Source organism: Pediococcus damnosus (assembly GCF_001611155.1).
Taxonomy (GTDB): Bacteria; Bacillota; Bacilli; order Lactobacillales; family Lactobacillaceae; genus Pediococcus; species Pediococcus damnosus.
Genome location: NZ_CP012294.1, coordinates 407,487 through 428,169, shown reverse-complemented (window position 1 = coordinate 428,169; position 20,683 = coordinate 407,487). Strand labels below are relative to the sequence as shown.

Below are 20,683 nucleotides of genomic sequence, written 5' to 3'. Positions count from 1 at the left end.
GCAATGAAATGAAACGCTTACAATATCGTATACACACTATTTTTATTGCATATTCACAGATAGAAATCGTATACTTAAACTAATTATTTCTGAAAGAAGGCATTACTATGTCGACAATTAGACTAGATCATACGCTCTTTGCACTTAATAATGTCGAAAAAAGTCAACTAACTAATGGCGAAAATTATAATTACATGGATCTTGATTTTATAAACAATCCGATTCCTCGGATGCCAGCATGGGACTTTTTTAAAAAAGGTAGTATTGCGGTCACCAAAAGTAATCGTTTCTCATATGTTCCTGCGCATACACATAGTTTTATGGAATTAAACTATATGTATGCTGGTAGCTGTATACAATATATTAATGATGAAAAGATTGTGCTTCGCCAAGGTAATTTGCTTTTGCTTGATAAAGATATTGTTCAACGAATTGATTATACTGGGCGTGATGATATTTTAGTTAATATTTTGATTAAAAGTGATGCAGATATTTCGGCACTATTTCATCTAATTCCTGAATCGCTCAATATTGTTTCCCGTTTAATTTATAATATTGCAAATAAGAATTCACTACATAATAATTTCATATTATTTGATCTCTTGCCAAATGATATAGCACTTAGTTTGATTGATGCGTTGATTGAAAAGGGACTTACAAAAAACGCCTCACCACAGCGTAATCAATCAATGGAATTACTGATGTCAGCACTTATAATTGAACTTAAAACGGCGATTGTAAAAAGTGAAATTAATTTTAGTGATAGTGATATGGAAGGGGTGTTACCAATTATTCGTTATGTTAATGCTAATTATGCGACTACTAGCCTTGCTACTGCCAGTCATCATTTTGGATATAATGGGAATTATTTAAGTAATAAGTTGAAGCATGCTACTGGTAAAAATTTTCAAGAGCTAGTCGATCGGCGAAGATTATCGGTGGCAGAAAATTTAATAATTAAAACTGATTTGTCCAGTTCTGATATTTGCGAATTAATTGGATATAAAAATGTTACTTCACTTTTTCGATTGTTTAAAAAATATTTAAATTCAACGCCATTTCAATATCGCTGTAAAGTACATCCTAAATTTACGAATATTGGTGACATGGGTTTGCCAACTAAGGAAGATCTTTACTGATAAAAATAGTAAATGTGAAGAATTTATTGATATTTTTTTATTTAAGTGGAGAAAAGCATGAAAAAAATAAATTTTATTTAGAGTTAATTGCAGGCAATATGGTGGTTAACAAAACAAACAATATAAATGCTCTATTAATTGAAATAGATAAAGTTTGTTCATATAAATTGAACATACATAATTTGTTAAATTAGCTGTAGTAAAAGGCTTTTTAGACTATTGACTTTGCTTCCTTTTTAATGTTTAATGAACATAAGCAAACAAAAACGAACATAAAAAGGTGATAAAATTGTTAAAAAATGAACGATTAAGTAAAGTATTAGACATGATAAATCAAAGAGGATCAGTGACAGTACACGATTTAGTTGATAGCTTGAAAGTATCGAGTATGACAATCAGAAGAGATTTAGACGAATTGGCAGATAATGATAAGATTAGGAGAGTTCATGGAGGAGCTCAGCGATTAAAAGAGATTTCTACTGACGAGTTGAGTTATTTGCAAAAACGTAATGTGAATGTGGCCTTAAAAAAAGAAATAGCTAAAAAAGTTGCGAGTATGATTGAACCTGGAGAAACGGTGTTTATCGGACCTGGGTCAACAAATGAGTTTATAGTCAATTATTTAACCCTTGATCATTTGAGAGTGGTAACCAATAGTATTCCGATATTTCAAGCATTTTTAGCCACTAATAAAGATTATGACTTAACTCTTATTGGTGGTACTTACAGGCCTAGAAGCGGTGCATTAGTTGGGGCGCTAACTAATGAATTTTTGGCTCGGCTGAATATGTCGAAAGCATTTGTAAGTGTAAATGGCATAATGAATGATAAATTAATGAATGCAAACCCTGAAGAAGGGCAAACTCAGACGGCTGCGCTAGATCATTCAAAGCAACGTTTTATTGTCGCGGATCACTCAAAGCTAAATGCTCCTGATTTTTATGATTTTTATTCATTAAATCAGATTGATGGATTGATCACAGATTCTAAAGTTAATAAGCTAGTACTTGATCAATATGCGACGTTTACAACAATATATTAGATATGTGGAGGAAGAATAATGAAAGATTGAGAGTGTCAAATTTTATGTGTAAATGAAAAAACCTCTCACTTTTGAACTAAAACATTGATTCTAAAGTGTCTTGAACTAGGTTGAACCCTTTATGTGTTCGTCGCCCAAATTTGTCATTGTAATCAAGAATTACAGTCATTAAGGTTCTTTCCAAAGATTCTTCGTTGGGAAATTGTTCACGTTTCTTTGTTTGTCGCTTAAATTTTTTGTTAAATGATTCGATAAGATTGGTACTATAAATACTAGACCGGATAGCCGGTGGAAAATTAAAAAATACCAGTAATTTCTGGTTCTTTAATAAAGCTTGCGTAACTTTGGGATATCTTTTGCGCCAATGGTCAACAAAGTTGGCTAAGCTGTGCTCAGCCATTCGTTTATTGGTTGCTTGATGAATTAACTTAAAATCATTTAACACAGCTTTACGGTCATGAACCCGTACATGATGCGAAATATTACGACTTACATGAACTAGGCATTGCTGAATAACGGCGTTTGGATAATATTTACCAACGGCAGTTTCGAGGCCAACCAATCCATCGGCCACAAAAAGTAAGGTTTGTTGTACGCCACGATCCTTCAAATCAGCTAATACTTCAGACCACACAGAACTAGATTCTGTCGGAGCTATCTTGTAAGACAGCACTTCCTTATGACCATTAGGTTGAATGCCAATCGCAATATGAACTGCTTCTTTGGCAACTGTGTCACGTCGCAAGGGAAGATATGTGGCATCTAAATAAACGACAGCGTACCGTTCTGATAACGTTCGATTCTTGAAAGCTTCAACTTGTTCGTTAACTACCTTAGTTAGATTGGAAACTGTCTGTGGCGTGTAATAGGAACCATACATTTTTTCCATCAGATCGGCGATCTCATGAGTGGTAATTCCCTTTTGATAAAGCTGAATGATGGTTTGTTCTAACTGGTCTGTTCGTCGTTGATAGGCTGGTAATGTGTGGTTAACAAATTCTCCGTTTCGATCACGGGGAATCGTAAGATTCAATTCGCCATATTTTGTATTAAAGGTTCTCGTGTAGTGGCCATTACGAGAATTTCCTGAATTGAAGCCATTCCTATCATAGGGCTCATAACCTAAAAATGCAGAAAGTTCATTTTGTAATAGCTCATTAACGGCCGTTTCTAGTTGATCTTTGAAAATAATATCTAGATCCTGACGCTGCGCTAGTGCTGTGACGATTTCTTTGGTAAACTGATTCATGGGGAAGCCTCCTGTGATGTTTGTTTAGACGCTAACTATCATAAGGGAGAGGCTTCCCTTTTTCAATGAATCATTTACACATAATTATTTAAACACTCGAAAGATTTTATAATATGGGCTATGATTTTTATTATTGCGTTACTTATTATTTCAATTTTGATTAATAAAGTCAGATATTATTTTGTAGGAAGCTTTTACAATGAGATTGAACATAATGGTGGTATTAACAATATAGTCAATTTAAATGCGAATGGAACGTTTCAATATGAGTATACAATGATCCCTTTAAAAGGTGAGAAAAATAAAGGATATAAATTTGGAATTCTTGAAGGCTCATTTAAAAAGAAAAAATCTAAACTGAATTTAGCACCCAAAAGGGCTGTAGAATCTGAATTCTTCTCCTTAGAAAATATGGTACAAAATAAAGCTTCTAAAACTGGTGAAATTGATGTTAATAAATTATCCGTTGGAAACTTCAACTTAGAATTAGAAGATCGAAAGGTAAATCTGATTATTGATGGCAGTAAATTTGAAATGCGACATATTAAGAGTACAAAAATACCGAATGTTAAAACAGTTTTGAATCCGAAAAGCAAAAAGAAATAATTAAAATTAGTTGTTAATAGTTAGCAGTCTTAATAGACTGTTAACTATTTTTTTGAGTACGCCCGGCATGGACAACTAGGCGGTGAAAGTCCGCTATGGGCCGTAGTAGTCGGAACCATGAGCCAATGGCAAGGGTGTCCATTGTGAAGTGGAATCTGAAGGAAGCCGCAGGCAAAGTACTGCACCGATGAACAAGAAGTGGCTACAAGGCCGAAATGACAGGATAAGGTTGCTCAACAAACTGAAGTCCGATACTACTCGAAGTCATGACGGTAAAGCCAACGGTGAGATGGTACGAAAGTTAGCGTTCTTACCCGGGGAGACCTGTATTACACGTTTCCGACAAGAGGAACGTTATGTTCCACAGAGACAAGCACTTCAGTGATGGAATGTTGAGTAATGCAGGAGTCAGCCGAGGTCATAGTAGTCCACGAAGTGAACGAAGGACTGAACAGTAATAACTCGTAATTGATATTGGAGGTGGAAGCAGTGCGAAAATCGCAGAAGACAGAACAAATAGCTGACCACCGATGGATGGCAGGCCTGGAAGGCCAAGCGCATATCGGGGCGCGTAGCACTGCCTCTGGTGAAAATACAAGCATGAGTGGCATTAAGTTTCAAGACTTGATTTTAGCCCGAAATAATCTGAATTTAGCCTATCAACGGGTGACCAAGAATAAAGGAGCAGCTGGTTTAGACGGCATGACCGTTAAAGACCTTTTGCCATACCTGAAAGAACACCGGAAAGAGCTACTTGAACAACTAGTAAATGGCACTTATAAACCAGCGCCGGTTAAACGAGTAGAGATTCCCAAGCCCAACGGAGGTACCCGTAAATTAGGAATTCCGACAGTTGTTGACCGTATGGTCCAACAGGCGGTAGCCCAAGTTATGAGCCCAGTGTTTGAGCAAGTGTTCTCGAATAGTAGTTTTGGTTTTCGTCCTGGAAGGAGTGCGCAGCAGGCCATTAAACAGGTTACTTCATTTTACAATGGAGGATATATCACCAAGTGGTTGACCTAGACCTAAAAGCGTACTTTGATACTGTGAACCATGATTTACTGATTAAGTTTATTGAAGAATACTTGAACGAGCTTGATAAAGAATTGACGAAGCGAGGACATAAATTCGTCCGGTATGCCGATGACTGTAACATTTACGTTAAAAGCCAGCGAGCCGGACAGCGAGTCCTCAAGAGTATTTCGAATTTTCTGGAAAGTCGGTTGAAAGTAACGGTCAACCAAAAGAAGACGCGAGTTGGTTCTCCTTTACGGCTAAAGTTCTTAGGCTTCTCGTTGGGAGTTGGACGTGGTGGCGCCTATGCGCGACCGGCAACAGAATCCAAGATGAGAATTAGGCAAGAACTTAAGCATATTACTAAGCGTAGCCGAGGAGTATCAACGGTCAAAATGTTCGTTGAAATTCGTCAAAAGATGCTCGGATGGTTACAGCATTTTTCTGTTGGTAAAATGACGAGTTTCACTCACGCGTTGGACCAGTGGTTAAGGTCTCGGATTCGTCAGTATATTTGGAAACAGTGGAAGAAAATCAAAACGAAGATAACTAACTTGAAACGATTAGGGCTATCCAATAGCGATGCGATTAAGTCAGCTAATACCCGTAAGGGGTACTGGCGTACGGCACATAGCAAAACAGTATTGTATATCCTGACAAATGAAAAACTGGAGGGTCTTGGTTTGATGAACCTAACCAAGACCCTCCAGTCTATTCAGAATGCTTAAATTACTGAACCGCCGTATACGGATCCGTACGTACGGTGGTGTGAGCGGTCGGTAGTTGAATTAATCAACTACCTCCTACTCGATTGCTAGAACCTTTAAATAGATTAATGTAGTCAAGGGCTATTGACTGAGATCCTATGTACCTCTGTCCATATTAAAACTAAATGACCACAGGAAATGAGTGACTGATGCTGTTTTGAAGACGCACAAGTATTTTTTGTGGCGAATTTAGTGGTGAAAGAGAAAGGGGTATTTAACTTTAGTTTTGAGGTATGATACTACGAATGGTTATAAAAAAGAGATACAAAAAAACTTCGAACATCGCGGTAAGCTCATACTGTGAATGATCGAAGTTTTTATTTTTTAACACGTTGTAGAAATTATTTGGGATAAAGATTTTTAAATGCCATCTGCAAAGTCATTAGTGTTGTTGTCACTAGTAGTGGCAGTATCCATACTAAACTTGTCAATACCACTCTTTGTGTATGTAACAAGTGCATCTGCTAAAGCACTAGCTGAATCAAATTGCATGTAAATTGTTTCAAGCAAAGAACCAAGATTACAACCAGCAACTAATTCAGTATTATCGCTTTTAACTGCAAATTCTGCTGCAACTTTGTAGGGTGTACCACCCAGAAGGTCAGTAAAGAACAAGATTTGTTCTCCTGCATGCTCATTCAGAATAGCTTGAAATTTCTTTCTTAAGTCATCATCTGACAAACCCTCTTCAAAATCCACAAACTGGAAGGTATCTGGAATTTTGGTCAATAGGTGAAGGGCACCTTGCATTCCTGTAGCAAATTTTCCATGGCCACTTACAATAACGTTAATTTTGTCGTTCATTTAAAAACCTCCAACTTAATAATCTTTTACATCCAACCAATAAAGGACATTCCAATTGCGAGAACAAAAGTAATTACAATTAACCAAAGAGGATTAATATTCTTCTTTAATAACCAGTATAGGAAGAATACAAAGGCAAATGGGAGGATGTTTGGGAAGATCTTATCAAAAAGATCTTTCTGTAAACTAATGGCAGAATTACCACCTGCACCAATCGTAATGGTTAATTTCATGGTGACGTAAGAAGCAATCAAACCACCAATAACTGTTAGGCCAAGAATTGAAGCAACATGTGAAATAACCTTAGAATTGTCTTCAATAACATCGATAGCTCTTGTACCTAAGTTATAGCCTAAATGTGCTAAAGGTATTCTTGACCAGAAAAGGAACAAATAAACAAGGAAGAACAAGATTGGTCCGAAAACATTACCATTTTTGGCAATCGAAGCAGAAATACCACCAACAATAGGCATAATGGTAAACCAGAAAATAGCATCACCGATACCTGCCATAGGACCAAATAAGGCATTCTTTAAACCTTTAATAGTAGTAGGATCAACGTGATCTTCTTCCATTGTGAGAAGCAAGCCCATTAGGATAGGATACAAGGGTGGTGAACTATTAATGAATTCCATGTTATCTGTCATAACACGTTTTAATCCATCCTTATCACCTTTATAAATTTTCTCCCAGTAGGGTAATTGAGCCCATGTCCAACCTGGCGCATGCATTCGTTCATAACTAAACGAAGCTTGAACGAGGTTAGAACGAATACCTAACATCGATATTTCATGATTAGTAAAAAGACTTTTTCTTTTTCCAGTATTCTTTTTTTCTACAGTATTATTAGATGCCATCGTTATAACCTCCTCCGCTATTAGATGAATCCTTTAAGCCTTTAATTTCAGTTCTTAATTCATTAGTCTCACTAGTTCTGAAGTACTCGATCATTGCAAACACTGCACCAACCAAAGCTACAGGGAGAACATTTGAGAATGGAATCATACTTGACATAACAAATCCAAGTAGTAGATAAGGGAAATATTGTGGCTTCAACATTACTTTAAGTAACATCGCAAAACCAACAGCTGGAAGAATGCTACCGGCTATTTCAAAGCCGTGCGTTAGCCATTGTGGCATTGATGTAACAAAGTGTGCATTGGACCTTGAGCAGCATAAGCACTTAAGAAAGCAACAATTCCGAATGACAATGTAACAATTGTGAGCGGAACGAAGTTTAAGCGCTTAAATGCTTTAGCGTTACCTTCTGCTGCATATTTATCAAATTTACTCATGAATAAAGAGAATGATGAGTAGAACAGTAACAAAATGTATTGCATTAACATAGCAAATGGTAATGAAAGACCAATCGCTGTTGCAGGGGCAGTTCCGTTTGCTTTAGCAATAACAACTGTCATAATCCCACAAAGCACTGTGTTAGGTGGTTGTGTACCGCCGGCTAGAGTTAAACCTGCAAATGCAAGTTCAGTAAGTCCTCCAGCAATAACACCTAACTGTAGGTCACCCAAGATTAGTCCTGTAATTGTACAAACAATAATAGGTCTAAAAATAAAGAAAGCTTGTAACCAACAATCTAGTCCGGCGATCATGGCCCAAATTGCAATTAAAATACCTTGTCCCATAGTAATAGACATTATGCTTCACCTCCAAAATAAAATATAAACAACTGTGAAAAATCCAAGGATCAATAATCAGACATTCTTCAATAACTGGTCATTTACTTCAGATTCTTTATCACCAGGATAATCCTGTATATAAATTTTGACTCCTGTACCTGCAAGATAGAGAAGATCTTCTTTATCTTTGGCATCAACATAAACTTTCTTTGTGATTTCCGTTTTGCCCTGAGCAAAATGCATGTTTCCAACGTTAATCGCTTTAATAGGTACATTTCCTTCTACTAAAGTTCTTGCGTCTGCAGGTGTTTTAACGACAATGAAAATCTTTTGTCGATCAGCAGCCCTATCAATGATGTCAATCGTTTTTTCAAGAGTGAAGAAACGAATATCGGCACCAGATGAATCGGCTGTTGTGGACATCAGCTTTTGCTGTAAAGGATCTTTTGCGGCTAAGTCATTGGCAACCAAAATTAAGTTTGCATTCAAGGCACGGGTCCAAGTAACTCCAACTTGTCCATGAACCAATCGATTATCAATTCTAGTTAATAAAATGTCTGCGGCCATATTTGTTCACCTCCTTATCCATTGATTTAAAATAAAATAAGAAACTAACATTTATAAACAAAATAATTCATTTATTGATGCGTTTCTGTTTACAAGCTAATGATAGCAAAGCGCTTTCATTTATCAAGACTATTTTTGAAATTTTCTTTTATTAGTTTAATTCAAACAGAAGACTCAAAACTAAATTTAGAGTTTTCTTGCAGAAATGTTTCTATATATAGTAAAAACATAAGAATTTATGAAGAACATTCAATAGTATTTGATTGATTTATGATTGACTATTAAAAAAAAATATGATAGATTGTTAGTAAACACAAACAAACAAATAAAAACATTTGCAAGCTTGCTTAAAACAAAAACAAAAGGAGAGATTTGCATGAAAGTCGTAATTGGTTCAGACAAAAAAGGATTTAATTTAAAGGAACAAGTTAAGAAGTATTTGTTGGATCACAGCTACGAAGTAATTGATGTTAGTGAAAAGCCTGCAGAAGACTTCGTAGATTCTTCACTTGCTGTTACCAAAGAAGTTTTAAATGGTAATGCTGACAAAGCGGTTATGTTTGATGAATATGGTGTAGGTTCTGCCATGGCAAGTAACAAGGTTAAAGGAATGGTTACTGCTAATGTGGTTGAAGAGAATACAGCACATATGACAGCGATGCATAATGGTGCAAAGGCGATTTCACTTGGTAGTGGCGTTGTTGGTGAGAAGTTAGCATATAACATTGTTCAATATTATTTGGATACAGAGTATGCTGGCGGTCGTCATCAAGTTCGTTTGGATATGCTGAATAAGATGATCTAAAGTGTGCTGAAAAGAGCGGTTATTTGCTGAGCAGAGTCTAGCATGGCGAATGATCCGGGTTTTAGGATCGTTCGTTATGTGTAACTCAGCGGAGGCAAATGCTCTTTGAAGCCGATCTAAAGTGTGTGAAGAAGGACGTTTATTCACCGAGCAGTTCTAGATTAAAGTGAACAGAATGTCATATCAAAAATTGAAACCGTTTTAAAAACAAGTAAACATAAAATACGAGGAGGAGCCAGTCTAACTAGATGCTTTAGCAGCGTAGTTCAGATGGACATCCGTCCCGAAAATAAACATTAATTTTGAGGAGGAAAATCACATGATTATTTCTATTGGTAATGACCATATTGTTACAGATGTTAAAATTAAGCTTTCAAATTTCTTGAAGTCCGAAGGATACACGGTTATCGATGAAGGAACTTACGATACAACTCGGACCCATTACCCAATTTATGGCAAACGAGTTGCTGAAGATGTTGCTGATGGCCGGGCTGATTTGGGTGTTGTTCTTTGTGGTACTGGGATTGGTATCAATACTGCAGCCAACAAAAACGAAGGAATCCGTGCTGCTTTAACACCTAACTTGCTTACTGCACGTTATGCTAAAGAAGAATTGAATGCTAATATCATTGGTTTTGGTGGCGCAACAGTTGGTGAACATCTTTGTGAAGATATTATTTCGGTATTCTTGAACTCTGAATATAAAGAAACACCAGAAAACAAGAAGATTATCGATAAAATCGACCATATTGCGAAACCAAACCCAGATCAAAAAGATAACCCACACTTCTTTGATGAAGAAAATGAAAAATGGGCTGAAGGCGTTTATCACGACTAGAGAGTGCTTTCAAAAGGTGAATAACTTTTGAGCATTAGTCTCAGTAAGAGCAATCATTTTTTTGAAATGCGTTAGTGTAAAGTTTTAGTAGGAAAGTGAAAAAAAGTCTTTTCAAAACAAGAGAAGACCGTTAATCTTCTAATTAGGTATAGCAGCCAAAAATTAGGAGGTAACGGTCTTCATGTCTCAAATATTAACAGAAATCATGACAGTTTTAAAGGATAGTAATAATTTATTTGATGCGGAACAAAATTTAATGATGCAGTGTCAGACGTTGATTGCCACTGCCTTAGGCCAGGCGTTAGAAGATCTTGATGATCTTCTAATTGGCAAAACAGAATACCAAGAAATTGTGGGCAAGCGCGAAAGAACTTTGAATTTTATGTGTGGGGCCGTGACTTTCAAACGCCGGTTAGTGAAACTAACTGATAAAAAATATGTATTTCCTTTAGATCGTTATTTGCAGTTAATTCCACGAAGTAGATTTTCACCCTTAATGGTCGAAAAGGTTGCCAAGCTAGCTTCACATAGTGTTTTACGGACAACAGCTTTGGCTGTTAACCTTTTAACCCCACTTTCTATCAGTCATCAGAAAGTTGGTCAACTTTATCAAACAGCAGGTACGCAATGTGAAAAGCAGCGTGAAGAAACCACGTTAGTAACTGTAGCAAAGAAACGTCAAGTTCCTTATTTATATCTAGAAGGTGATGCCTTTTGTGTCGCCATAAAGGCTAAACACCACCATAAGAATATCTTCGTGCACCGACTTCAATTAACGGAAGGCATTACCCAAAATGGCCAGCGCCGACAGACGCTAAACCGGCATGTGTTTACAGGATTAAACCGCCGAGTAGTTTTTAAGCAAGCACAAGATTATTTAAGTCAAAACTATGATTTACAACACACTACGGTGATCACCGGTAGCGATAATGGCAGTGGTTATGAACCATCCTGCTTTGATGAATTAGCAATTGGGGCAAAAAAACATGAACATTTTTTAGATTGTTATCACTTGAATCGAAAAATTCGTAAGCGATTAAGCATGATGCCTAAGAAACTACAAAATATGTTATTTCAGGCTGTTCATAATTGGGATAGTGACCAAATTCAGGTTATTCTTGATACTTGTGAATCAATAGCTAGCGATACAGATAGTCTTGAGTCAATTCAACTTTTACGGCGTTATTTGAAGCGTAATTGGAATTACTTAAAACCAGCTGTTGAGCGCAGCTTAACGGCTGAAAATGTGTGCTTGGGTGGTTGTGAAAGTAACCATCGTCGTTTTACGTACCGATTAAAGCATCAAGGTCGTTCTTGGAGTATACCTGGCTTAAAAGCAATGGTCAATGTGATTACGAGTGAAATTAATGGTCAACTGGAAGCGGCAATGTTAAATGTCCCCGCCGCCTCACCAATAAACGTCAAACCAGTTAACATATCTGCAAGTCATTTTCTTAAGCAACCCTTTACGCAACATCAAGGAATCAAGCATGGTAGTCTTCACCTAGATGCAGCAACCAGTAGTGCTATGGGTAATTTGGTGAAGATTATTTCGTAAAACCTGAATAATAGGTGTAGTGGAGGCGTTGATGAAAGAGTGTGTCGATGTCACTTGGCGATTTATCGCTTAGAGACATGGGAAGACTGGAGAGATCCACTTCTGGCCTGATGAGGGACAGAAGTTAGCTCGCAAGCGACCCACACGGCCCCACATCAGCGCCGGAACGGAACAAAAAGCAGGTAAAAGCTTAAATAAAATCTAATTAGAAGTACAACCTACTAAAACTTGACACATACTTGAAATGCTGTCTTATTGAAAAAATGTAACAAGCGACCTATAATGAAACCGTTAAATAATTCATAAGTAATCATGAAAAAACAAAAAAGGGGTAATTATTTTATGTTGAAATTAACACCAGGCAAGGAAAAAGGAATCAAAGCTTTATCTAATAAAGATGGCGTTATTGATGCTTTAGCAATTGACCAACGTGGCTCACTCAAAAAAATGATTGGTGCTGCAAGTGGCAAAGAAGCATCACAAAAAGAAATCGAAGACTTTAAAGTTGCTGTATCAAGTGAATTAACACAATATGCAACAGGTATTTTGTTGGATCCTCAATACGGACTTCCAGCTTCAAAGGCTCGTGCAGATGGTGCTGGCTTATTGCTTGCATACGAACGCACTGGTTATGACGCTACTGAGCCTGGCCGTTTCCCAGACATTTTGGATGACTGGTCAGTTCGTCGTTTGAAGGAACAAGGCGCTGATGCCATCAAGTTCTTGCTTTACTACGATCCAGATGAAGGCGGAGATATTAATCATCGCAAACAAGTCTTTATCGAACGTTTAGGCAGTGAATGCAAAGGCGAAGATATGCCATTATTCTTGGAATTAGTATCATATGATGCTAACAACGACGATGCAACTGGCAAGGAATTCGCTAAAGTAAAGCCACATAAGGTTATTGAAATGACTAAAGAATTTTCAAAGCCACAATATGGTGTTGATGTCTTGAAGCTTGAAGTTCCAGTTAACCAAGCATACGTTGAAGGATTTGCTAAAGACAGTTCTGATGTTGTTTATAGTAAAGCAGATGCTGCTAAGTACTATAAGGAACAAAGCGATGCAACTGACTTACCATTCATCTTCTTGAGTGCTGGTGTTTCAGCTGAATTATTCCAAGCAGAATTGAAGTTTGCTAAAGAAGCAGGCTCAACATTTAACGGTGTCCTTTGTGGCCGTGCAACATGGCGTCATTCAGTTGAACCATTTGCTGGTGAAAGCGAAGAAGCCGGTCATAAGTGGTTACAAACACAAGGCCGTAAGAACATTGAAGATTTGAACAAAGTCTTAGCTGATACAGCAACTTCATGGTTCGACAAAGTTCAAAAATAATTGCTTTTAACCTTAAGAGTTGTGCCAAGTTGGTGCAACTCTTTTTCTAAAAATGGAGATAATTTATGAGTAATTTTGATGCAATTAAAAAGGCCAATCCAGATAAAACTATTTATGATATTAATAGTGATGCATTTGCCAATTATGGCCTAGTCTATAAGCAGTATGATCTAAGTAAAGTAACAGATTACATGGATTCTCAAATCAAGATTCCAAGTGATCATAACGATTATATTCCAGATGATAAGGCAATTGAAGATGATGCTACAATTCAACAAATTGCGACTGATGTTTATGCTGGAATGCCAATTTCAGCAGGTCCTTGTATGGGGCAGAGCACTTCGTTTTCAGCAATTGAATTTCATCAGGGGAGTGAAGTTAATATTACTTTCACCGATGTTGTAATGGTCTTAGGTAAACGCCAAGACATTCATGATTATGAGTACAATGCTGAAGAAAATGCTAGACTCTTCTTTGTACCACGTGGCACAGTATTTGAAATGTACAGTGACACGTTACATTACAGTCCATGCAAGGTGGATAATAGTGGTTTTAAAGCAATTGTCATGGTATTGGAAGGAACCAATCAACCATTACCAGCAGGTTTTAAAACAACCAATAAAATGATTGTCAAAAAAAATAAGTTCCAGATGGCGCATGCCGTTAGAACTGACAAGATTGCACAGGGAATCTTACCTGGTGTCAAAGGCAAATTAATCGACATTAAGCCAATTCAAAAATAAAGAGGTAGATCGAAATGGCTGACACAGAAAAGAAAACATTATCAACAGAAGAAAAAAATGAAATTGATACCGTAGAAACATTACAGCAATCAAAGATCAAAGAACAAATTGCTGAGTTTCCAATTACCAAAGCGTAATAGTTGAAGATAAAAAATGGTGCTACCTATTAAAGGTAGCACCATTTTTTGATTACTTTATTTTATCTAATTTACGAGGGGTAATTCCTAATTCGACAAGTTGACGATTAACCAACTCATCGTGAATTCGATTTAACTTATCTTGTGTAATTTTATCTTTACCAGTAGGTTCAATTAAACATGCTGGCATGTCAGTTTGTTTTTTATCACTCATTTTGCCACCTGCTTTCTTGAGTTACTTCATTTTCTCATGCTGGGAGGCAAAACAGAAATAAACTGCTTGCTGATAAGCTTATTCACTAAAGGTTGAAAGTACAAAGCTTTACCAGTTTGGAGGCGTTTTGGCCTCAGGGGTGAAATTTATCTTAGCGGTTTTCCGCTTAGATAAAGGTCGATTTTGAAGACAAGTGAACTGCTTGGCTTCAAATCGTACCCACCCCGTTCCAGGCCAAGTGAGCCGGAAAACGACAATTAACCTAACTTTGGTGGACTAAAATGCTTTATAACAGTAACTGAAGTTATTTTTGTGCCTTCAAGCTTTAGTTATTCATTATAAGTTGTCACTTTAGCCGTCGCATCGGTAAATTCTAAAATATTAACACTGCCATTTTTAATTGGTAAATGGACATCGATGGTTGGATCCAGTAATTGAATGAGGCTTCTCATCGCATCACTATGGGAAACAACGAGTAAAGTATCGCCATTGTTGGCGTTTTTGACAAGTTGGTCGATCCCGGCAAGAATTCTCTTCTTAAAGGTTTGACTATCTTCAGCGTCTTTAAAAGGATCGGCATTGTGCATTGCATCACGGGCTTCATAAAAAGAATGATCTTCTAAAAAGGAGTCGACACCATCGTATCCAAGTGGGCGACAGATTGTATCCCAGGTTTCAGGACCATTAGCACCTTCAAAGTAACCAAAGAAAGCTTCCCGCAAATTAGTTAATTGCGTTACAGGTAAATCAGTGTTTTTAGTATCTTCTAAAATGAAGTGGGCGGTATCAACTGCACGGGTGAGGTCACTAGAGAAAGCCTGTGTAAAGTGGATTCCCTGCAATTTTTTAGCTGCATCATGAGCATCTTGAATGCCCTGTGGTGTGAGTGGTGCATCGGCCCAGCCTTGCATCCGGTCATATTTATTAAGATAAGTTTCACCATGACGAACGAGATAAACGGTAAATTTTTTGATAAGAATCCTTCCATTCTGAGAGGGTTCAAAAGTTGCCTTTTGAACGCGTTTTTACCATATAAGAGTAAAAACACTCTCGATAATTAATAAGATAAAAGAACAGTGCAATTTTGCACTGTTCTCATTTTAACATTTTTAATTAGTAAAAATCGGTTTATGAAAATTCAATTCCATATTCAAAGGATTGGGTTTCGCCTGGTTCAGCAAAATTATTACCCTTTTTGTTAGCCCAATCAGTTGGATGATCACTAGCTTGATCTGGCAAACCAGCAAAGGGTTCAATGCAAAGATAAGGTTCAGTGGCATTTTCCATGGTCCAAAGCGTGACGTATGGGAAATGCTTGATGTTTAATTTAATTTGATGGGCAGTCTGATCGGAGCTAACCGTGACTGTTTCAATCTTTTTGGCATCCAGGATAATTAAACCATCATCAAATGTGCTATGATCTAATTTCAAAACATTACCATCAAGAGCTTCAAATGGAGCCTTTGTGCCATCACGGAAAGGTGCTGGATTAATGCCTAATTTTTGAATTTCCTTTGGATGAGGACCGAATGTTAAGCGATAGTCTTCAAAAACACCGTCATCATCGATAGGGATGTTAAGGCCAGGATGAGATCCCAAGGCATATGGCATGTTAGTGTAAGGTTTTCCTAGATGGTCAATAAAATTCTAGGAATATTCATTTTGAGTTGAATATATAGAAAAAGACCTGTAGCCTTTTAATCGACGAAGATTAAAGGAAAGGATACAGGTCTTTCATGTATATTTTAGCAGATTTTATTGAATCATTGGGAAATTTAGACAGTTTATTTGATTTAGAGGAGCAGGTAATTCTTCATCTTAGGAAGTCATTCCAGCTGGTTGTAGCTGAATATCTGAGGCAATTAGATGAAACACTCGTTCCATCAATTCCGGCAGAAAATACATTCATTAATCGACAGGCCAGAACAATTGAGTTTATGTTTGGCGCCGTGAATTTTGAAAGAAGATGTTATCTTCGACCCAATGGAAGTTATTACTTCCCGTTGGATGAACAACTTCAGTTGGAAGAAAGAAAAAGAATTTCACCTTATTTTAAAAGTGTCGTTGCCAAAATTGGGCAAACGACAACGATGAGAAATACGGCCGCAATGATCAATCTGGCAAGTCAGACGGATATTAGTGCCTGGTCAGTAGACCGAATTATCAGAGACATGGCAGATACCGTGAAGACAGAAGAAAAATCGTCCGAAGAGAAACTAGTTAAGAAACGAAAAGTTGAAAACTTAGTGGTTGAAGGCGATGCCTTTGAGATACACAAAATTAATCGACGAAGACAAGACGTCCACCATTACATTGTTTTTGAATCAGGATTAGATGGAACAAGATCAAACAAAGTTGAGTTTGTTGGTATCAATCAAAAAAAGGTTCAAAAACGAGTAACTGACTACATTGAGAAGTATTATAAAATCAGTGAAATGACCGTGTTTACAGCAAGTGATGGTGGCCCAGGGTATAACCCGAAAAGTATGCGAGAAATAGTTCCGAGTGCTCAAAGAGTTGAATTTACTATCGATCGGTATCACTTTGTCAAAAAGATTAAACAAACCTTTGGTTTATTTAATCCATTGGTTGATAAGGCCGTTAAGAGCGTTAGCCTGTATGATCAGAATCAGTTAAACGTTATTTTAGATACATTTGAGTCGCAAATTAAAACTGATAAGGAACTTGAGAGCCTAAGGGTCCTAAGACAATATTTGGCAAGAAATTGGCAGTTTATAAAGTCTCCACACGATCGTGGCTTCATGAGGGTCGGCAAATTGGGATCCGTTGAAAGCTCACACAGAGCGTACACGTATCGAATGAAAAAGCAAGGCAAAGTATGGTCCGAAAAGGGCCTTGAGGCTATGTTGAAATTAATTGAAGCTCGGGTAAACGGTAAGCTAGATAAATACTTACGTGGTGGTTTAAGAAAGTTACAAGAGCTAACGATTGAGATCGCTACGGAATCATTGAAGACGTTGAGTCCAGCTCAGCTGAGCAACAAGCACCATTCTAAGCATATTGGAGTTCTTTCAGGTAAAATACCAGTTGATGCCCCAACAAGTAGCCCTATCGGAGCAATGGCAAAAATATTTTCAAACTAATTATTGTGTATAAATATTTGGTTGATTATAAGGCACCTAGGAAAACTTGACACATACTATGGCATTGTTTGTTTGTCATTGTTTGCCAACTAGTTTATAATCAACTTGTAAAGTGAAATCAAATGGATAATATTCCTTAGTTTTCGGACTAGCTTTTAATTGAAGCAAAACTTGATCGTCGGCTTTACGAACATTCTCCCATTGTAAATCACGGGCGAAACCGTGTTGAGGCATTGGATAAGTTTGACCATCAACCACATAGTGATCATCATTTGATCTCCCAATTGATGGGAAAAGAATCGGGGCATGACGTTTCCATGCTTTTCCATTCCAAATGTAATCAAACTGTCCTTTAACATCTGTCACATGAGTGATTTGCGCACCAAGTTGATCAATTTCAACTTCTAGTTTACTGTTTTTAATTGTAATCATTCATATTGCCTCTTTTCAATTTATTGGGTACAGGTATATGATGGAACAGTTGACAATTAATGTAAAGGCTTTCTCTGATGAAATTTGAGAACTTTAGAAATCTTTCAAACTATTTCAGAAAACTTAAGAAAAAATTCTAATTAAAGGCAACAAAGGTGGAGGTACTGAATTTTGATCAAAATGATAGCACTAGATTTAGATAATACATTACTTAATTCGGACAAAAAGATTAGTGAAGCTAACACTGCGGCATTAAAAAAGCTACATAAGGCAGGTAAAGCCGTTGTATTATGTACAGGTCGCCCGATTAATGCAATTTGGGATTGGCTTAAACAATTAGGGCTAATGAACGAAAAAGATTATTCTGTTAATTTTAACGGGTCGCTCGTAATTCATAATGTGGATAAAAAACCATTGATGGAAAAAGGAATGAAACGGGATCACTTTACGCATTTACATGAGTTCTGTGAGGCACATAACTATCCGTTAGATATTCTTGATTTTAACGGCGTTTATCCAATCAACGACTTACCACTTTCGGGCTATGAAAAACGGTTGGGGGGCAATATGCACTTTTTGCACGTGCCCTTCGCTAAAATTCCGGATGTCGACTACAGCAAGGCAGTTATCTGTACCGAACCGGCAACGTTAGATAAAATTGTGGCCGAAATGCCAGCGCAATTAAGCAAGGAGTTTCACATTGTGCGTTCGCAGCCAATGATTCTCGAATTCTTAAAGCCCGGAATTGATAAGGGCTCAGCTCTGGATGTGTTATTGGACCATTTGGGCTGGACGAGAGAAAATTTGATGACGTTCGGGGATGCCGAAAATGATTTGGAAATGTTGGCTAGTGCCGGTGTTGGGGTGTCAATGGCAAACGGGACACCGGAAGCCAAAAAGACTGCCAATCATGTGACTGTTTTGGATAATAATCATGACGGGGTTGCTGATTTCTTGAAAACATATTTCGCTAAAAATGAGTAATATAAAAAAAGTTGCTAAGGTTGGTTTTGTTGAGAGAACTGAATCTTAGCAATTTTTTTGAGGGCAAATTAGTTGCGTACGCAACTATATAGACATATAATATGAAATCAAGAGGTGATAGTTTTGACAGAGTCTCGCGATAATTCGATTCACAAATGGTTAATGATTGCTAGTCGGCAAGTCAGTCAGAGTCTTGATCAGCAGCTTGCAGAAATTGGATTGAGCGCCAGTCAGTATTTTTATATTTTAAAAATTCATGATAACCCTGGTCTTACCCAAAAAAAGTTGGGAGAAACTGAATTTATTGATCCAAGTAATGTCACTAGAGCAGTTAAACAATTGATTACGCAAGGTTTTGTAAAACGTCATCCGCATCCGCAAGACAAACGGGCTTATCAACTTGTTTTAACTGACAAGGGGACAACAGTTTATCCACAAATCCTGCAGATTCTTGATGCTGAAGAAGCTAAGTTAATCACAGGTATCAAAGCACAAGATTCAAATTTCGATCAAAAAAGTTTTGTTAATGCCTTACGAACAATGAGTCATATCCATGATAATTCAGATGAAAATTAAGGAGAAAAATTATGAAAATTATTACCGTTGAAGAGCATTTTGATACACCAGCAAACATTAAGCAGTTTAACGCCTATTCTAAAGTGAAAAACAATAATCCTCACCAAGAAATTTTGGGGAAGACTTTAACTAATTTCGATAAACGGATTGAATATATGGATAAGTATGGAATCGATATGCAGGTAATTTCTGATGCTGGTAATTCGCCACAAGTATTACCTGATGAATATATTGTTGATGCTTGTCGTGCCCAGAATGATACGTTGGCAGAAGCCGTTTCTGCACGTTCAGATCGCTTGGCTGGTCTAGCTGCCTTACCGGTTAACAAACCAGAAGAGGCTGCGAAGGAACTCGAAAGAGCGGTTAAAACGCTTGGATTAAAGGGAGCTATCATTAGTGGTACGATTGATGGGCAATTCCTAGATGATCCGAAATTCGAACCAATCTTTGCCATGGCTGCTAAGTTGGATGTGCCTTTGTATTTGCACCCTGGGGTTATTAAAGATGAGCAGAAGGCCATTTTATATGACAGTAAGGCTTATTCACCAGCATTGGCTACGTTTATGGGCGGTGCTGCATGGGGCTGGCACATGGAGCAAGGTGTTCAGATGGTTCGTTTAATTATTTCGGGCTTAATGGAAAAGTATCCAAACCTTAAATTAGTTTCCGGTCACTGGGGTGAATTTGTCCCAATGTTCTTGGAACGACTATCGGAGTTTTTGCCATTCTCAGGTCTTGATTTGCCTCATTCATTTGAGTATTACTATAAACGGAACGTGTATGTCACCCCATCTGGCATGTTCACGGATCCTCAATTGCAGATGGTTCTTACCGAAATGGGTGCCGATCACTTAATGTATTCAGAGGATTATCCTTATATTGAACGAAAAGATAGCGTTAAGAAGTTCATTACTGAAGCTGATCTTAGTGACGAGCAACGTGAACAGTTTGCCCATGGAACAGCAGAAAAACTATTCAAACTATAGAAAATTAAAATGGTCATTACGTGCTTTCGATTGAAAAAGCAAACGTAATGGCCATTTTTGATATCAAAAAACTAAAAAAGTACTTGCCGTGAAGTGAACTTTAAGGTTTATGATAAATACTGTAGAATGTTAGGTAAAGGACT

22 protein-coding genes and 2 pseudogenes are annotated in these 20,683 nt (G+C 37.3%); 15 read left to right on the top strand and 9 right to left on the bottom strand.

Annotated elements, in window-relative coordinates; all coding sequences use genetic code 11:
• Positions 1–107: 107 nt before the first annotated feature.
• Positions 108–1,139: an AraC family transcriptional regulator gene (locus ADU73_RS02125; RefSeq protein ID WP_062913131.1), complete on the top strand. Its 1,032-nt coding sequence runs from the start codon at positions 108–110 to the stop codon at positions 1,137–1,139.
• A 280-nt stretch (positions 1,140–1,419) separates the two neighbouring features.
• Positions 1,420–2,181, top strand: a complete 762-nt coding sequence (locus ADU73_RS02120; RefSeq protein ID WP_226996042.1) for a DeoR/GlpR family DNA-binding transcription regulator — start codon at positions 1,420–1,422, stop codon at positions 2,179–2,181.
• A 76-nt stretch (positions 2,182–2,257) separates the two neighbouring features.
• On the opposite strand, the gene ADU73_RS02115 is transcribed toward ADU73_RS02120, so the two are convergent.
• On the bottom strand, positions 2,258–3,430 hold the full coding sequence (locus tag ADU73_RS02115) for an IS256 family transposase (RefSeq protein ID WP_010620873.1): 1,173 nt from the start codon (positions 3,428–3,430) through the stop codon (positions 2,258–2,260).
• Positions 3,431–3,550: 120 nt separating this feature from the next.
• Between ADU73_RS02115 and ADU73_RS02110 the strand changes: the two genes are divergently transcribed.
• From ADU73_RS02110 to ADU73_RS02100, 3 genes and pseudogenes are all read left to right on the top strand, one after another.
• The gene (locus ADU73_RS02110) at positions 3,551–4,036 is read left to right on the top strand and encodes a hypothetical protein (RefSeq protein ID WP_062913130.1); all 486 of its coding nucleotides are present in this window, start codon (positions 3,551–3,553) and stop codon (positions 4,034–4,036) included.
• A gap of 187 nt (positions 4,037–4,223) precedes the next feature.
• Positions 4,224–4,421 (top strand): hypothetical protein, encoded by a 198-nt coding sequence (locus tag ADU73_RS02105; protein ID WP_062904570.1) that lies wholly within the window; start codon positions 4,224–4,226, stop codon positions 4,419–4,421.
• A gap of 149 nt (positions 4,422–4,570) precedes the next feature.
• A pseudogene (locus ADU73_RS02100) lies at positions 4,571–5,778 on the top strand (group II intron reverse transcriptase/maturase).
• A gap of 399 nt (positions 5,779–6,177) precedes the next feature.
• Here the strand turns inward: ADU73_RS02100 and ADU73_RS02095 are convergent.
• The 4 genes and pseudogenes from ADU73_RS02095 to agaB all read right to left on the bottom strand — a co-directional run bounded on the left by ADU73_RS02095 (position 6,178) and on the right by agaB (position 8,825).
• On the bottom strand, positions 6,178–6,621 hold the full coding sequence (locus ADU73_RS02095) for a PTS sugar transporter subunit IIA (protein ID WP_046872340.1): 444 nt from the start codon (positions 6,619–6,621) through the stop codon (positions 6,178–6,180).
• Between the two features lie 26 nt (positions 6,622–6,647).
• Positions 6,648–7,478, bottom strand: a complete 831-nt coding sequence (gene agaD, locus ADU73_RS02090; protein ID WP_046872341.1) for a PTS galactosamine transporter subunit IID — start codon at positions 7,476–7,478, stop codon at positions 6,648–6,650.
• A pseudogene (gene agaC, locus ADU73_RS02085) lies at positions 7,468–8,231 on the bottom strand (PTS galactosamine transporter subunit IIC). The gene agaD and the pseudogene agaC overlap by 11 nt, the downstream one beginning before the upstream one ends.
• A 102-nt stretch (positions 8,232–8,333) precedes the next feature.
• Positions 8,334–8,825, bottom strand: coding sequence for a PTS galactosamine transporter subunit IIB (gene agaB / locus ADU73_RS02080; RefSeq protein WP_046872343.1), 492 nt, complete (start codon positions 8,823–8,825; stop codon positions 8,334–8,336).
• Between the two features lie 376 nt (positions 8,826–9,201).
• Here agaB and lacA point away from each other — a divergent pair, with 376 nt between their 5' ends.
• From lacA to ADU73_RS10650, 6 genes are all read left to right on the top strand, one after another.
• Positions 9,202–9,630, top strand: coding sequence for a galactose-6-phosphate isomerase subunit LacA (gene lacA, locus ADU73_RS02075; protein WP_046872344.1), 429 nt, complete (start codon positions 9,202–9,204; stop codon positions 9,628–9,630).
• Between the two features lie 319 nt (positions 9,631–9,949).
• Positions 9,950–10,468, top strand: coding sequence for a galactose-6-phosphate isomerase subunit LacB (gene lacB, locus ADU73_RS02070; RefSeq protein ID WP_046872345.1), 519 nt, complete (start codon positions 9,950–9,952; stop codon positions 10,466–10,468).
• Positions 10,469–10,649: 181 nt separating this feature from the next.
• On the top strand, positions 10,650–12,026 hold the full coding sequence (locus ADU73_RS02065) for an ISLre2 family transposase (protein WP_062913129.1): 1,377 nt from the start codon (positions 10,650–10,652) through the stop codon (positions 12,024–12,026).
• 342 nt (positions 12,027–12,368) lie between these two features.
• On the top strand, positions 12,369–13,364 hold the full coding sequence (gene lacD / locus ADU73_RS02060) for a tagatose-bisphosphate aldolase (RefSeq protein ID WP_046872346.1): 996 nt from the start codon (positions 12,369–12,371) through the stop codon (positions 13,362–13,364).
• A 65-nt stretch (positions 13,365–13,429) separates the two neighbouring features.
• Positions 13,430–14,107, top strand: coding sequence for a DUF4867 family protein (locus ADU73_RS02055; RefSeq protein WP_046872347.1), 678 nt, complete (start codon positions 13,430–13,432; stop codon positions 14,105–14,107).
• Positions 14,108–14,121: 14 nt separating this feature from the next.
• Positions 14,122–14,244 carry a hypothetical protein gene (locus ADU73_RS10650; RefSeq protein WP_257722206.1) on the top strand — a complete coding sequence of 41 codons (123 nt, stop codon included), beginning with the start codon at positions 14,122–14,124 and terminating at the stop codon, positions 14,242–14,244.
• A 52-nt stretch (positions 14,245–14,296) separates the two neighbouring features.
• Here the strand turns inward: ADU73_RS10650 and ADU73_RS10470 are convergent, their stop codons facing one another.
• The 3 genes from ADU73_RS10470 to ADU73_RS02045 form a co-directional block, all read right to left on the bottom strand.
• The gene (locus tag ADU73_RS10470; RefSeq protein ID WP_155387004.1) at positions 14,297–14,458 is read right to left on the bottom strand and encodes a hypothetical protein; all 162 of its coding nucleotides are present in this window, start codon (positions 14,456–14,458) and stop codon (positions 14,297–14,299) included.
• A 329-nt stretch (positions 14,459–14,787) separates the two neighbouring features.
• On the bottom strand, positions 14,788–15,432 hold the full coding sequence (locus tag ADU73_RS02050; RefSeq protein ID WP_046872348.1) for a histidine phosphatase family protein: 645 nt from the start codon (positions 15,430–15,432) through the stop codon (positions 14,788–14,790).
• Between the two features lie 154 nt (positions 15,433–15,586).
• Positions 15,587–16,069, bottom strand: coding sequence for an aldose epimerase family protein (locus ADU73_RS02045; RefSeq protein ID WP_193394631.1), 483 nt, complete (start codon positions 16,067–16,069; stop codon positions 15,587–15,589).
• 125 nt (positions 16,070–16,194) lie between these two features.
• On the opposite strand from ADU73_RS02045, the gene ADU73_RS02040 reads away from it, so the two are divergent.
• The gene (locus tag ADU73_RS02040; protein ID WP_062913107.1) at positions 16,195–17,562 is read left to right on the top strand and encodes an ISLre2 family transposase; all 1,368 of its coding nucleotides are present in this window, start codon (positions 16,195–16,197) and stop codon (positions 17,560–17,562) included.
• A gap of 75 nt (positions 17,563–17,637) precedes the next feature.
• On the opposite strand, the gene ADU73_RS02035 is transcribed toward ADU73_RS02040, so the two are convergent.
• Positions 17,638–17,994, bottom strand: coding sequence for an aldose epimerase family protein (locus tag ADU73_RS02035; protein ID WP_062913128.1), 357 nt, complete (start codon positions 17,992–17,994; stop codon positions 17,638–17,640).
• A gap of 180 nt (positions 17,995–18,174) precedes the next feature.
• Between ADU73_RS02035 and ADU73_RS02030 the strand changes: the two genes are divergently transcribed.
• The 3 genes from ADU73_RS02030 to ADU73_RS02020 all read left to right on the top strand — a co-directional run bounded on the left by ADU73_RS02030 (position 18,175) and on the right by ADU73_RS02020 (position 20,540).
• Positions 18,175–18,978 (top strand): Cof-type HAD-IIB family hydrolase, encoded by an 804-nt coding sequence (locus ADU73_RS02030; RefSeq protein WP_046872358.1) that lies wholly within the window; start codon positions 18,175–18,177, stop codon positions 18,976–18,978.
• Positions 18,979–19,101: 123 nt separating this feature from the next.
• Positions 19,102–19,554: a MarR family winged helix-turn-helix transcriptional regulator gene (locus ADU73_RS02025; protein WP_052694561.1), complete on the top strand. Its 453-nt coding sequence runs from the start codon at positions 19,102–19,104 to the stop codon at positions 19,552–19,554.
• Between the two features lie 11 nt (positions 19,555–19,565).
• Complete coding sequence (locus ADU73_RS02020) at positions 19,566–20,540, top strand: amidohydrolase family protein (RefSeq protein WP_056986217.1); 975 nt, start codon at positions 19,566–19,568, stop codon at positions 20,538–20,540.
• The last annotated feature ends 143 nt before the right edge of the window (positions 20,541–20,683 follow it).